The organism is Orenia marismortui DSM 5156, assembly GCF_000379025.1.
In the GTDB taxonomy this organism is placed as follows: Bacteria; Bacillota; Halanaerobiia; order Halobacteroidales; family Halobacteroidaceae; genus Orenia; species Orenia marismortui.
This window is the reverse complement of sequence record NZ_KB900617.1, coordinates 232,242-245,446: the sequence shown is the minus strand read 5'-3', so window position 1 is coordinate 245,446 and position 13,205 is coordinate 232,242. Positions and strand designations below refer to the sequence as shown.

Annotated in this window: 16 protein-coding genes, 1 pseudogene and 1 riboswitch; of the genes and pseudogenes, 14 read left to right on the top strand and 3 right to left on the bottom strand. The window is 30.3% G+C overall.

The annotated features are described in order from the left end of the window. On the bottom strand, positions 1–195 hold a 195-nt coding region (locus OREMA_RS0101095), incomplete at its 3' end, for a helix-turn-helix domain-containing protein (protein ID WP_018247438.1). A 363-nt stretch (positions 196–558) separates the two neighbouring features. On the opposite strand from OREMA_RS0101095, the gene OREMA_RS19285 reads away from it, so the two are divergent. The 4 genes and pseudogenes from OREMA_RS19285 (at position 559) to OREMA_RS18765 (ending at position 1,675) form a co-directional block, all read left to right on the top strand. Beyond that, positions 559–837 carry a spore germination protein gene (locus OREMA_RS19285; RefSeq protein WP_018247437.1) on the top strand — a complete coding sequence of 93 codons (279 nt, stop codon included), beginning with the start codon at positions 559–561 and terminating at the stop codon, positions 835–837. Positions 838–850: 13 nt separating this feature from the next. After that, a pseudogene (locus tag OREMA_RS19280) lies at positions 851–1,087 on the top strand (spore germination protein); the annotation flags it as partial. A gap of 25 nt (positions 1,088–1,112) precedes the next feature. Continuing rightward, positions 1,113–1,508, top strand: a complete 396-nt coding sequence (locus OREMA_RS0101085) for a Ger(x)C family spore germination C-terminal domain-containing protein (RefSeq protein WP_018247436.1) — start codon at positions 1,113–1,115, stop codon at positions 1,506–1,508. 5 nt (positions 1,509–1,513) lie between these two features. Further along, the gene (locus OREMA_RS18765; RefSeq protein ID WP_018247435.1) at positions 1,514–1,675 is read left to right on the top strand and encodes a hypothetical protein; all 162 of its coding nucleotides are present in this window, start codon (positions 1,514–1,516) and stop codon (positions 1,673–1,675) included. Between the two features lie 47 nt (positions 1,676–1,722). Here the strand turns inward: OREMA_RS18765 and OREMA_RS16940 are convergent, their stop codons facing one another. Next, entirely contained in the window at positions 1,723–2,508 is a 786-nt protein-coding gene (locus OREMA_RS16940; RefSeq protein WP_018247434.1) for a DUF2935 domain-containing protein, read from the bottom strand. A gap of 239 nt (positions 2,509–2,747) precedes the next feature. Here OREMA_RS16940 and OREMA_RS16935 point away from each other — a divergent pair, with 239 nt between their 5' ends. Then, positions 2,748–4,094 carry a leucine-rich repeat domain-containing protein gene (locus tag OREMA_RS16935; RefSeq protein ID WP_018247433.1) on the top strand — a complete coding sequence of 449 codons (1,347 nt, stop codon included), beginning with the start codon at positions 2,748–2,750 and terminating at the stop codon, positions 4,092–4,094. An 18-nt stretch (positions 4,095–4,112) separates the two neighbouring features. Here OREMA_RS16935 and OREMA_RS18570 read toward each other — a convergent pair whose 3' ends face one another. After that, positions 4,113–4,265 carry a ribbon-helix-helix domain-containing protein gene (locus tag OREMA_RS18570; protein ID WP_018247432.1) on the bottom strand — a complete coding sequence of 51 codons (153 nt, stop codon included), beginning with the start codon at positions 4,263–4,265 and terminating at the stop codon, positions 4,113–4,115. 45 nt (positions 4,266–4,310) lie between these two features. Between OREMA_RS18570 and tnpB the strand changes: the two genes are divergently transcribed. From tnpB to mbhE, 9 genes are all read left to right on the top strand, one after another. Next, positions 4,311–5,459 carry an IS200/IS605 family element RNA-guided endonuclease TnpB gene (gene tnpB / locus OREMA_RS0101060; protein ID WP_018247431.1) on the top strand — a complete coding sequence of 383 codons (1,149 nt, stop codon included), beginning with the start codon at positions 4,311–4,313 and terminating at the stop codon, positions 5,457–5,459. A 175-nt stretch (positions 5,460–5,634) separates the two neighbouring features. Beyond that, positions 5,635–5,741: riboswitch (TPP riboswitch) on the top strand. Positions 5,742–6,095: 354 nt separating this feature from the next. Then, positions 6,096–6,890: a bifunctional hydroxymethylpyrimidine kinase/phosphomethylpyrimidine kinase gene (gene thiD / locus OREMA_RS0101055; RefSeq protein ID WP_018247430.1), complete on the top strand. Its 795-nt coding sequence runs from the start codon at positions 6,096–6,098 to the stop codon at positions 6,888–6,890. Between the two features lie 187 nt (positions 6,891–7,077). Next, on the top strand, positions 7,078–8,361 hold the full coding sequence (thiC, locus tag OREMA_RS0101050) for a phosphomethylpyrimidine synthase ThiC (protein WP_018247429.1): 1,284 nt from the start codon (positions 7,078–7,080) through the stop codon (positions 8,359–8,361). A gap of 811 nt (positions 8,362–9,172) precedes the next feature. Further along, positions 9,173–10,846 (top strand): carbon starvation CstA family protein, encoded by a 1,674-nt coding sequence (locus tag OREMA_RS0101045; protein WP_018247428.1) that lies wholly within the window; start codon positions 9,173–9,175, stop codon positions 10,844–10,846. A gap of 307 nt (positions 10,847–11,153) precedes the next feature. Further along, positions 11,154–11,669 (top strand): Na+/H+ antiporter subunit E, encoded by a 516-nt coding sequence (locus OREMA_RS0101040; RefSeq protein WP_018247427.1) that lies wholly within the window; start codon positions 11,154–11,156, stop codon positions 11,667–11,669. Then, positions 11,666–11,908 (top strand): monovalent cation/H+ antiporter complex subunit F, encoded by a 243-nt coding sequence (locus OREMA_RS0101035; protein ID WP_018247426.1) that lies wholly within the window; start codon positions 11,666–11,668, stop codon positions 11,906–11,908. Before OREMA_RS0101040 ends, OREMA_RS0101035 begins: the two co-directional genes overlap by 4 nt. 39 nt (positions 11,909–11,947) lie before the next feature. After that, positions 11,948–12,265 carry a monovalent cation/H(+) antiporter subunit G gene (gene mnhG / locus OREMA_RS0101030; RefSeq protein ID WP_018247425.1) on the top strand — a complete coding sequence of 106 codons (318 nt, stop codon included), beginning with the start codon at positions 11,948–11,950 and terminating at the stop codon, positions 12,263–12,265. Then, positions 12,262–12,498 (top strand): Na(+)/H(+) antiporter subunit B, encoded by a 237-nt coding sequence (locus OREMA_RS0101025; RefSeq protein ID WP_018247424.1) that lies wholly within the window; start codon positions 12,262–12,264, stop codon positions 12,496–12,498. Before mnhG ends, OREMA_RS0101025 begins: the two co-directional genes overlap by 4 nt. Next, entirely contained in the window at positions 12,498–13,205 is a 708-nt protein-coding gene (gene mbhE, locus OREMA_RS0101020; RefSeq protein WP_018247423.1) for a hydrogen gas-evolving membrane-bound hydrogenase subunit E, read from the top strand. Before OREMA_RS0101025 ends, mbhE begins: the two co-directional genes overlap by 1 nt.

The window sequence follows — 13,205 nt, the reverse complement described above, 5'->3', positions numbered from 1 at the left end:
CTTTTTATTAGCTTTAATTTGAGAAACTGTACCACGTTTTAGCTCGTTTCTAATCGTATTAGAAGCTCTACCTAAACGTTTTGCAATAGCATTTGGATTCATTCCTTCGGAATGTAATAATGCAATTTGACCACGTTCATAAGCATTTAAGTGTTTATTTTTTCGGGATTTTGGTGTATCATTTAAGTAAGTCATAGTGTGCACCCTCCTGTAATTGGTTACTTTGTGGTGATTTAATTATATTACAGTTTGGTGCCCTATGGCTATTTTTATTTTGTTCAATTTGATTTTACAATGAAGCTCAAAATAATTTTGTATATATTAGCAAAAAAATATATTCTTTATTGATATAAGTTAGACCTAGAATAGATTTTGAGGAATTTATTAGATACCTAAGCGACTCTAAAACTCCCAATTCTATCAAATGGGAGAGCATTGCGATCTTTTATTTTATACGCAAAGTTTATCCTGGTACTACCGAATCGACTTGGCATAAAATTATTTGAATAAAACAAGTATTATTTCTTAAAGATACTCTCATAAAAAGAGGTGAATTCAATGGGCTTTTTAAAAAGATTATTTTCTTCTGAAGATAATAGTCAAGGCAAGACCAAGAATCAAGATAAGATAAGTAATAATTTAGATGAAAATTTAGATAAATTGAAAAAAAGCTTTTCTTATCCAAATAATCAAGATTTTAAAGTTAGAGAGTTGTATCTAGAAAGTATTGAAAAGAAGGTTGTTTTAATACTTTTAAAGGGTATGGTAGATAATGATACAATAGAGCAACATATTATACATCCTTTATTAGAAGATATCCCTATAAGAAAAAAGTAAAGAAGTAGATTTTGTTGAGGAAATAATCACTAGTAAAAATGCTACTAAGTTAAATTATTTAGGTCAGGTTATTGATGATATTTTGATGGGGAATACTATAATTCTAGTAGAAGGTTATAAGCAAGCTATTTCTATAGCTACTACTAAATTTTCTCACCGTAGCGTTGAAAAACCAACAAGGGAATCGGTTTTAAAAGGTCCCAATGAATCCTTCATAGAATCAGGTGATGTAAATACTTCCTTTAGCTAAGGAAAAACGAATTGCAGCTAGATGGATGAAGACAAAAGATACTCAAATAGAGATGGATTTATCTACAGATACTCCTAAAGTTGATGTTATTGTACCTGTAAAATTCGAGATATTATCAATTGCAAGTGGAATTGATTATATAGAGAATTTAGAGAAGCAGAAGATATTAAAGGATTCAATTGCTAGTAGTTTAGAAGATAAAGCAATGCGATTAGTAAATAGAACACAGCAGGAGTTTAAGGGAGATCCTTTTCAATGGTATTTAATAGCACGTAAAGAGTTTTGGACTTTAGATGAGTATATAAAATATAATTGGATGAAAAGCTATCCTAGGGCAGAAGTGAATATTAGATTTGATATAAAGACTGTTAATTTTGGAAGGCAGTTTAGACCTTTTAAAAAAGAAGAGATAAAGGATTGATATAGATGAATTTGATAGCAGGGTTAGCAATTTTATATGTTAGTTATTATACTATGATGTATGCGAGAATGATTTGGAAGAAGGAGAATAATAAATTAGGTGCTTTTTTTGTGATTTTACTAGCATTTGTTATAGTAGTAATACCTTTGTGGGAAATTTTGAGTTGAATTATGGGGGAACTTTTCTGCCCCCCCGCATATTTATATTTACCAAACTATCTAACTCTGAAATAGTTCTTAATCTGTTTAATAGTTTTTATGAAATGTTCTGCTTCTTTAGCTGTATGCTCTGCAAAAGATGGAAGAGTGATTGACAAGGCTTTACATTCTGCTAATAATTGTCGTAATCTTTCTTTAAATTTATATAAATCACTGGTCTCTTCAATTACTAAATTAGTAAAGCGTAGAACAGTAGGAAAATCTTGTGGATTAGCTTGAAGCATGGATTTTAGATCTAAAGATTGGTGGTATAGATTTTCAAATTTTTGATTTAGTTCTTTAACTTGAGAAATTAGTATTCTTTCTGATGGGTCTAAAAGATGACAGATGAAACTAAGATGGTCCTGCATCCCCCTAAGCCAAAAACTTTCTTCAGCTAAGACTACTTGCTCAAAACTAAAGCCATTTTCATAATAAATAGTGGTTAACCTTAAGAACTCTTCAACTTCTCTAGACATATGATCTAAAATTAAAGGGTAGAGATTAAAGACAGGGTTACAATCGATTATCTTTGCTAAAAGTTCTCTTTTGAAAGATAATAGTTCTCTACTAGCAATTATACTTTCTTCTAACAAATCACTATTTTCACCAATAAAGGGATTGATTTGATTATGTTGAGCTTCTGATTCTAAGTATGAAAATCTTTGATAAAATTCCTCGGCTCTTTTAATTGAATCCTTTTGTTCACAAAGTAGCCCTCTTTTAATGAATAAAGTATGTTCTTTAAATATATTAAGCCAAAAAATTAAGTTTAATCTTTCAAGAGAAATTTCTTGATTCAAAATTATCCCTCCTTTCTTTAAAGGTTTATTCTGACACCTTTCATATATTACAGAAATATGTTATTTAATAACTCACTTATAAAAATAATAAAGGAATGAAGGAACAGAAGTATTTTTAATAATTGAAAAAATACTATTTATATCTAATTAATTCATTAATTTGCAGGTTATTTTTGTTTTCTGTTCAAATTAATTATAGTGATTCCTGATATTGATATAGAAGAAAGGTGGAAATAATTATGAATAATAAGAAAATAACAATATCTATAATCCTTCTAACTTTTGTAAGTATTCTGTTTTATCAACTGTTAGTAGAGGATTATGTTAAAATAACAGATTCTAATCTGGAGTCTATTATTAGAGATGTTATTAATAAACCTATAGGAATTATCTATCAAAGGGATTTAGCAGAAATTAAAGAGTTATCGATAGAAGGCAGAGGTATTAAGTCATTAAAGGGAATTGAATATATGCACTCCTTAGAAAGATTGAATTTAGCGAAGAATAAGATCAATAATATAAGCCAGATAGGAGAATTAAAGAATTTAATTTACTTAGATCTTTCTTCTAACAGAATAAAGGATATAAGTTCGTTGGAAAAGTTAAAAAAGTTAAAAGAGATTAATCTTAATAGTAATTATATTGAAGATATTAGTGTTCTCAATACTCTATCAGATTTAAAAGTATTAGATATAGGTAATAACCCTATAAGAGATATTACTTTAATTTCAAAATTGAGAAATTTAGAAGAAGTAAAAATCCAACATAATAAAATTAAAGATATAACTTTTTTATTAAAGTTAAGAAGATTAAAATATCTAGATTTAGGTGATAACCATATAGATGATCTTAGTCCATTAGCAAATTTAGATCAATTAAAAGTACTTAAATTAAATAAAAATAAAATTACTGATATAAGACCATTGGTTAAATTAAAAAACTTAGGAGTGCTTGAGATTAGTAGTAATCCTGTTCAAAATATTCAACTATTAGATAGATTAGAAAACTTAGAATCTCTAAAAATTAAAAGAGTTGGTATAGTTAAAATTGATTTTTTATCTGCTTTAAAAGATTTAGAATATTTAGATGCTAGTAATAATTTGATTTCTGATATTTCTCCATTAAGGAACTTAGATAAATTAGAGGAACTATATCTAACAGCTAATCAATTAATTGATCTAAAAGGATTAGAAAAGTTAATCGAATTAAAAGTTCTTAATTTGGGAGATAATAAGATAAATAATCTAGAAAAATTATCTTCTTTATCTCAATTAAAGGATTTACAATTATTTACTAATAGGATAGCTAATATAGAAGTAGTAAATTCTTTAATTAATTTGGAAAGTTTAAATTTAGCTAATAATAAAATTGAAGATTTAAGTCCATTAATGGAACTGTCAGAATTAAAAGAGGTAGATATTAGATTTAATTTGATAGATAAAATTGATGATAATCATAAAATTATTAAAGATTTAAAGGATAGAGATATTAATGTTTATCAGAATCAAGTTAAGCCTTTCACTTTATTTTATAGTGATAGGTCAAAAAGTCTGCTCGCAAACCTCGCGGGCTTGCCCCGAGGATAGAGCAGACGGTCTTAAATTTTATTTTTGGTATTTTTCTCTTACTGCATTTTCAATAAGACTATTAATTGGAATACCAGTATCTTTACTAATATCTCTAACAATATTCATTAATTCTTCATCAATAGTAGTACTAATTTGTTCTCTATTAACTTTGTTCTTAGGTCTAGCCATTTTAAAATCTCCTTGCAGTTTTATATATAAGGAGGTGAGTTGTCAATGACTATCAGAGAAAAAGCCTACAAATTTAGATTATGCCCTAATAAAGAACAGAGAATATTAATCAATAAATCAGTAGGTTGTGCTAGATATGTTTATAATCACTTCTTAGATAAAGCTAAAGAAAATGAATATCAATCATACTCAAAATTTTCTAAACAACTAACTCAACTAAAGAAAGAAATAGAGTGGTTAAAAGAGCCAGATAAATTCAGCTTGCAAAATGCACTTAAAGACTTAGATAGAGCTTTCAAGAATTTCTTTAGTAAAAAATATGATTTTCCTAAATTTAAGTCTAAGAAAAATCCTAAAAACTCCTATCGTACTAATAAATTCACTAGAAGAAGTGGAACTACCAATATTGAGGTTAAGAATAATAAAATTAAATTACCTAAATTAGGTTGGATTAAGTTTAGAAAATCTAAAGAGGTCAAAGGCGAGATATTGAATGTAACAGTAACTAGAACTAATACAGATAAATATTACATTTCAATAGCAGTTAAAGAGAAAATTGAAGAATTACCTAAAGTAGATAAGCAAATAGGAATAGATTTAGGACTTAAAGAGTTTGCTATTATGTCAGATGGTGAGAAGATAGCTAATCCTAGAGTACTAAAGAAATATGAGAAAAAGATTGCTAGACTAAATAAAAGTTTAGCTAGAAAAGAAAAAGGGTCTAATAATTGGTATAAAGCTAAAAAGAAACTAGCTAAGGTTCACGAAAAGGTGGCTAATATTAGACTAGATTTTCTTCATAAGTTGTCAACTAAGCTAATTAAGGAAAATCAACTTATAGCAGTTGAAACTTTAAAGGTGAAGAATATGCTTAAAAATTCTAAGTTAGCGGATTTATCACGTGGGTTTTCAATGAAAACCCTAAGGAAATCCATATCAGATGTTAGTTGGAGTAAGTTTATTGAATTGTTAACTTATAAAGCTAAATGGTATGGGAGGAATTTGGTTAAGATAGATACTTTCTTTGCCAGTAGTCAATTATGTAGCAACTGTGGCTATAAGAACGAGAAAGTTAAAGACTTAAAGATTAGAAAATGGGAATGTCCAGAATGTAAAGATATACACGATAGGGACATTAACGCAAGTTTAAATATCTTAAACGAAGGATTAAAAATAAAGGCAAGTAGCACTTAGGATATGTACCGTTGGACTAACGGGAAGTTACGCTTAGGAGATATGAGTAGTGGCTACACTCTCAGCCTAAGAATCCTCGTGGGCTTGCCCCGAGGAGGGTCAAGGTTATTATATATATTCTATTGAAATTATGCTATTAATTTAATATAATGTTAGTAGAAAAATAAAATAAGCGAGTTACTGCTGGGGGAGTTATGTTATAGCTGAGAAAGAAATTTGATTTCTTGACCCCTTGAACCTGATCTAGGTAATACTAGCGGAGGGAAGTGGGCTTTTGAGAAGATGCTTTATATGCATTGCTCTATCTATTTATAAATTCAAAAGCACAGTTCCTACATGGAGCTGTGCTTTTGAATTTGTAGTGTTAGTATCTTGGTATTATGTACTAGTTAAACTCTTATATAAATAGTATTATTTAATGGATATATTGCGATACTTTTAGGTGATAGGTCATAGGGGTTGGGCGTTAGTTTTTCCTAATACCTATCGCCTATCTCCTAGCGCCGAAACTGTCGCAATATCATTATATTGTATCAATGTTACTATTTAAATTTAACTAGATAACGTGTTAGTATAGTATTTATACATATACACTAACACTAATCAATCACATTAATAAATAAGGAGGTAATAACTATGAAACAAGCATTGACAATTGCAGGATCTGATTCTGGAGGAGGAGCAGGTATTCAGGCTGACTTAAAGACAATGACAGCTTTTGGAGTCTATGGTGCTTCAGTGATTACTGCTATAACTGCTCAAAATACATTAGGGGTTCAGAGTTTTGAAGCTGTGAGTATAGATTTAGTTTCTAAGCAACTTGATTCAGTATTAAGTGACTTAGATTTTGCTGCTTTAAAGACAGGAATGTTAGCTAATAGTAAAATTATTAAGATAGTAGCAGAGAAAGTTAAAGAGTATAAAGTCAATAATTTAGTGGTTGATCCAGTAATGGTAGCTACTAGCGGTGATATTCTGTTAGCTAAAGAAGCTATTACTACTATTAAAGATAAGTTGATTCCTCTAGCTAAAATAATAACGCCCAATTTAAATGAAGCCAAAGTTTTAAGTGGCAGAAGGATAGATGAAGAATTATCTTTAGAGGTTTTAGCTAGTGAATTACATAAGCTTGGTTGTGAATATGTCTTAGTTAAAGGCGGCCACCAAAAAGGAGATATTGCTAAGGATCTACTTTTTGATGGGGTAGATTTTGTTGAGTATACTGCTAAAAGGGTTGATACTAAGGATACCCATGGTACTGGATGTACTTTATCTGCGGCTATAGCTAGTAACTTAGCTTTAGGATATGATATCAAAGAGACTATAGAAAGGAGTAAGAGGTATATAACTGAGGCAATTAAAGCCGGTTGTAAGGTAGGTAAGGGAAATAATCCAGTCAATCACTTTTCTAGAGTATATAGTCTAGAGTGAGAATTGAGAATTGAGAATTGAGAATTGAGAATTGAGAATTGAGAATGCAGGAAAAATTTAACTAATGTTTTTTACTAGATGGAGTCTGAAAGACTAACAGAGTGATGGGAGGGATTTTTTAGTTTTTACTTTTCACTTATCACCTGTTATTCGTTACTGAACTTAAAATAAAGGGAGGAATTTTAAAATGACACAGATGACAAAAGCAAAAGCAGGAGAGATAACAGCTGAGATGAAAAGGGTTGCAGAAAAAGAGGGGGTAAATGTAGAGTTTATTCGTCAAGGAGTAGCAGAGGGTACAATAGTGATCCCTGCCAATAAGAATCATAAAAACTTAGATCCAAATGCCTTTGGAAAGGGATTATCAACTAAAGTAAATGCTAATTTTGGTACATCAGAGGATTATCCAGAGATAGATAAAGAGTTAAAGAAGCTAGAGGTATCTATAGAGGCAGGTGCTGATGCAGTAATGGATTTATCTACAGGAGAGAAGATAAATGAGACAAGAAGAGCAATTTTAGACAAAGCTACTGTACCTTTAGGAACAGTTCCAATCTATCAGGCTACAGTAGAGACCTTGCAAGCTGGTAAGGCAATTATAGATATGAGTGTTGATGATCTATTTACTGTAATTGAAGAGCAGGCTAAAGATGGTGTTGATTTTATTACTGTTCACTGTGGTCTAACTTTGGAGACGATTCGTCATTTAAGAGATGAAGGAAGGGTTACCGATATAGTTAGTCGTGGGGGTTCTTTTATGACTGGCTGGATGCTACATAATAATTCTGAAAATCCATTATATGAGTATTATGATAGATTATTAGATATTTGTTACAAATATGATGTAACTTTAAGTTTAGGTGATGGACTAAGACCTGGTTCTTTAGCTGATGCTACAGATAGAGCACAGATTCATGAGTTATTGGTATTAGGGGAACTAGTAGATAGGGCTAGAGCTGCTGAGGTACAGGTAATGGTAGAAGGGCCAGGTCATGTTCCTTTTGATCAGATTGAGACTAATATTAAGATACAAAAAGAATTATGTAAGGATGCTCCCTTTTATGTATTAGGGCCTTTGGTTACAGATATCGCTTTAGGTTATGATCATATTACAGCGGCTATTGGTGGGACATTGGCTGCTAGTGCTGGAGCAGATTTCTTATGTTATGTAACTCCTGCTGAGCATATTGGTTTGCCAAGTATTGAGGATGTTCGCGAGGGAGTAATTGCTAGTAAAATTGCTGCCCATGCTGCTGATATAGCTAAAGGGGTACCTGGGGCTAAAGAGAGAGATCTAGAGATGGCTAAAGCAAGAAAGAATTTAGATTGGGAAAGACAGATTGAACTGTCGATCGATCCTAAAAAGGCTAAAGAATCAAGAGATGAGCATAACCAAATCTTAAAGGATGAAGATGCTTGTACAATGTGTGGTTCCTATTGTGCTATGAAGGTAGTAGAGGAAGCATTATAGCATATAGTAGACTTTAAAGCTTAGGTTAATCACCAGCTTTTTGACCAGACATAGAAGTTATTGACATTTTATACTTTATATTGTATAATTCATAATGAGAATTTAGGATAAGTTTAAAATTGTTGATAAGAAAATAGATAGATATATTTATAGCAGATTGAATTGCTAGAGCAAGAAAAAATCTTGTATTAAATCTATCTTAAACTGTGAGATAAAAGCGAATTTAAGATTAAACTTTGTTTATATAAAGTATCTATTATTATGAAAATGTATTAAAGCTATTAGTAGATAGTAGGAAAATTAGGGTAGCACTATGTGAGGAAAACCTCTCATTCCGATTAATGGATCTAAATCTATTAGCTGATATGAGAGGTTTTTTAATATTTACTCAGTAATATTAATTACTTAGACTAAGATATAAGTTTTATATATTTGGCTCGCTAAAGTAGTAGATTATTTAGAAGTATAGTTAAAATTTGATTATATCAGAGCCAATAAATAATTAAAAAAGTAGTTAGTAGTGAGGAGCATAACATGATATATAATCTAGGATGGTTGTATTTGATTTTTTTGGATTATTTATAGTTATTCAAATTTAAATTGAAACTTCATGGGGATAAAGAGGTAGTAACAAGTGACAGGTTAACTTATTTGCTGCTTACTCGTTACTTGTCACTGAAGTGGTGTAATATCTATCTAGAACGATATATTTAAGTTTCTTCTTATATATACCAAATCCTATTTATATCAGCTTCAGAGTTTTTTACTTGTCATGTTAAGTTCCCACCAAAATTAAAAGGGGGAATTTTTTATGAATTCAGCAGTAGTACTTGTATTTTCAATGCTTTGGTTTTGGGTAGCCTATAGATGGTATGGTAATAAGTTAGAAAGTAAATTAATCCAACCTGATGATAGTAGACCTACTCCAGCAGTAAAGTTTAATGATGGGATTGATTATTACCCCTCTAAACCATCAATGTTATTTGGTCATCACTTTTCTTCTGTTGCAGGAGCAGGACCGGTTTTAGGGCCAATTGCAGCATTTGCAGCTTTTGGATGGGGTGGAACTTTATTATGGATTTTAGTTGGTACTGTATTTATTGGAGCAGTTCATGATTACCTATCCTTAATGTTATCTGTTAGATTTAAAGGTAATTCTCTACCTGAAATTGCTCAAGAGACTATTGGAAAGAGAGCGAGAAATCTATTCTCTATTTTTGTTTTACTAACATTAGTTTTAGTAGTAGCTGTATTTGGATTTGTAGCAGCTAAAACATTGTCGACTACTCCTAATGTAGTAATTCCTACTTTTGGAATTATTCCTTTAGCGATGTTCTTTGGTTTCTTAGTTTATAAACGTAATTTTTCAACTGTAATAGGAACAATAATTGCTTTGGCTGGTTTGTTTCTATTGATATGGTTAGGTTATAAATATCCATTATCTTTACCTTTTACTGCTAAGGTTAACTTTTCTATCTGGTTTGTCTTATTAATGGGATATGGATTGATTGCATCAGTTCTTCCAGTCTGGGTGCTATTGCAGCCTAGAGATTATATCTCAAACTGGGTCTTGATTATTGGAATGGGAGTTGGATTAATTGGAACTATTATCACTCATCCTACAATAAACGCTCCAGTATTTACTTCTTTTAACTCTAAGCAAGGTCCGATGTGGCCGATATTATTTATTGTAGTTGCTTGTGGGGCGATTTCAGGTTTTCATTCTTTGATTGCCAGTGGAACAACTTCCAAGCAATTGGCAAAAGAATCTGATGGTCGTTTTATTGGTTTTGGAGCTATGTTAGTTGAGGGAGTATTGGCTGTTGTAGCATTATTATCAGTAAGTGCTGGTCTATTTTGGCAAGCACCTGCTGGTATGGAGCAGTTTGCTTTTTTAAATATATTAAGCAGTAGTGGCCCAATTAAAGCCTTTGGTTTAGGCTATAGTCGCCTTGTAGAACCATTATTAGGTACTTTTGGGATGATATTTGGTATTACAATGCTTAAGACCTTTGTTATGACCACTTTAGATACTTGTATTAGATTAGGAAGGTTGCTTACAGCTGAGTTGATTGCTCCTAAAATTCCTGTTTTAAATAATAAATTTTTAGCTTCATTATTTATTGCTATACCAGCTTTCTTTTTTGGATATACTGGAACTTATAATATTATTTGGCCTGTCTTTGGAGCGGCAAATCAATTGATTGCAGCTTTATCCTTATTGGTTATTACAGCTTATTTAGTCGGGGTTAAAAAACCTACTAAATATACTCTATACCCAGCAATATTTATGATTTTAACAACTATTGCTGCTTTAGTTTATCAAGGTTATCAATTCTTATTTAAGGATAACCCTGATTATATTCTAGGTTTTACTGCAATTGGTTTAATTATCTTAGCTCTTGTTGTTGCTGATGAAGCTAAGAAAATTTTGATGAGAAATAAATCTAATAAGAAGAACTTATCATCTACTTTAGAATCATAAATTTAACGAATAAAAAGTCCAACATCATGTTGGGCTTTTTTGTTAAAATGAATATAAATTATTATCTTTTTAAAGTAATATCTTCAATTACTAATAAAGGAGTTCAGATGAGATTTATTGAATATAATAATTGTTATTTATTCTTTTATAATAGTAGTAAAAATTAAATAAAATATAGATATTGGAACACTTCAGTAACTAGTAGGTATGAAATTAATTAACTTGTCACCTGTTACTCATCACTTGTTACTGATGAATTATATTTATTACTTGTAAAAATTAAATTATAAATAATAAGGAGGAGGAAATGAGAAGAATAAATAAAGAAGAGATATTTGCATTTATCTTATTATATACAGTCTGGATTATTGTAAGTGGTAATCTTTCCTTGAGTTCTTTAATCTTAGGTATAATTGTAGCTGGAACGATAGATTTTGTTATTGTACATAGTTCTTTTACTAGAATGTTATCAAAGAAGGTTATTACAAAGTTTGTTTTTTTAATCTGGTATATTCTAGTGGTAGGCAAAGAGGTATTTATAGCTAGTTATAAAATCGCTTATTATGTGATTAATCCTAAGACTTCTCTAAAACCTGCTATTGTAAAGGTTCCAGTTAAACTAGGTAAGGAAGATAGGTTAATAAAGTTGACTATTTTGGCCAATACAATTACTTTTACCCCTGGTACAGTAACTTTAGATTCGGATATAAATAAAAATGAACTATATATCCATTGGCTTAATATCCAATCTCATGATAATAAGGAGATCAAGAAGATAATATTGGGTGACTTTGAGATAATTATTAGGAGGATATTTAAATGATAGAAATTATTATTATAATAATTTTAATTTCAGCTTTATTAACTTTTTATCGGGTGATTAAAGGGCCTAGTGTTTTTGATAGGATTGTGGCTGCTGATTCTATAGGAATAATGTTTTTATTGCTTTTGGTATTATTAAGTGTATATTTTAAGCGTGAAATTTTTCTTGATGTGGCTATAGTATATGCATTACTACTTTTTGTAGATGTATTAATTATGGCTAAGTATTTTGGTAGATAGGGAGGGATTAAAATTATTTCAGCAATAGGTTATTTTCTTGTGGTTAATGGTACTTTCTTCTTTCTAATAACTGCTATTGGTATGATTAGATTTGAAGATTTTTATACTAAATTACATATAGGCTCAAAATGTTTAACAGGTGGTGGAATTTCAATTTTGCTAGGTATTATTTTTTTGAAGGGTTTTTCACTTTATTCTTTAAAGTTAGGTCTCATAATTGTATTTTTGATTATAACTAATCCTATTACCACTCATGCTATTGCAAGGGCAGCTTATTATAGTGATAATGAAAATAAACATAAAATTTATCTGGTTAGAGATGACTTAAAAGAGAAGAGTATAGGTGAACTACAATGACATCAATTACCTTATATATATTATTATTATTTCTTTTAATAGCTGCTTTTTTTGCAGTCTTTACCAAAAATTTAGTTAATTCAGTTATTTCTTTATCTACTTTTAGCGCAATTTTAGTTATTCTTTTTGTAATTTTGCAAGCACCTGATGTAGCTTTAACTGAGGTGGTAATTGGTAGTGGGATTAGTACAGCTTTATTTATTATTACTATTGATAAGACAGGAGGAAGATAATGAGATATATTTATGTAATGGTTTTAATTCTGATCTTAGCTTTAGTGTTATCTTTCGCCTTCTTTTCTGATTTTTTAGATGATTCTAAAGTTGTTGCTAAGCGAGAAGTTAGTAATTATTATATAGATAATGGAGTTGAAGATACTGGAGCTATTAATTTAGTGACTGCTATCTTATTTGATTATCGTGCTTTTGATACATTAGGCGAGGCGACAGTAATTTTTATTGTTGTTTCAACAATTTCGGCCTTAGCCTCTAGAAGGAGAACCTTTGTATCAGATACTAATTTTTCTCCGATTGTTTATCAGGGGATAAGCTTTATCATACCATTTTTATATATTCTTGGCTTTTATATAATTTTTTATGGCCATTTGTCTCCTGGAGGTGGATTTACTGGAGGTGTAATTTTGGCTATTATCTTTATTTTGTTAACCATTACCTTTGGAATTAGATACTCTAAAGAAGAAGAGGTTTTAAAGAAGAAAGCATTGATTGAGAACTTAGGTGCAGTTGGATTGCTTAGTACAGGAATTTTAGGAATCTTATTTGGAAGTAAGTTTTTGGCTAATGGACAAGGTGGCTTTAATTTAGGAAGCCCTGGGGAATTATTAAGTGCTGGAATCATTCCGATTTTAAGTCTGTTTACGGGAATTAAGGTAGGTGCTGGATTATCTATTATATTTAATCGTTTAGTAAAGGAGGAATAA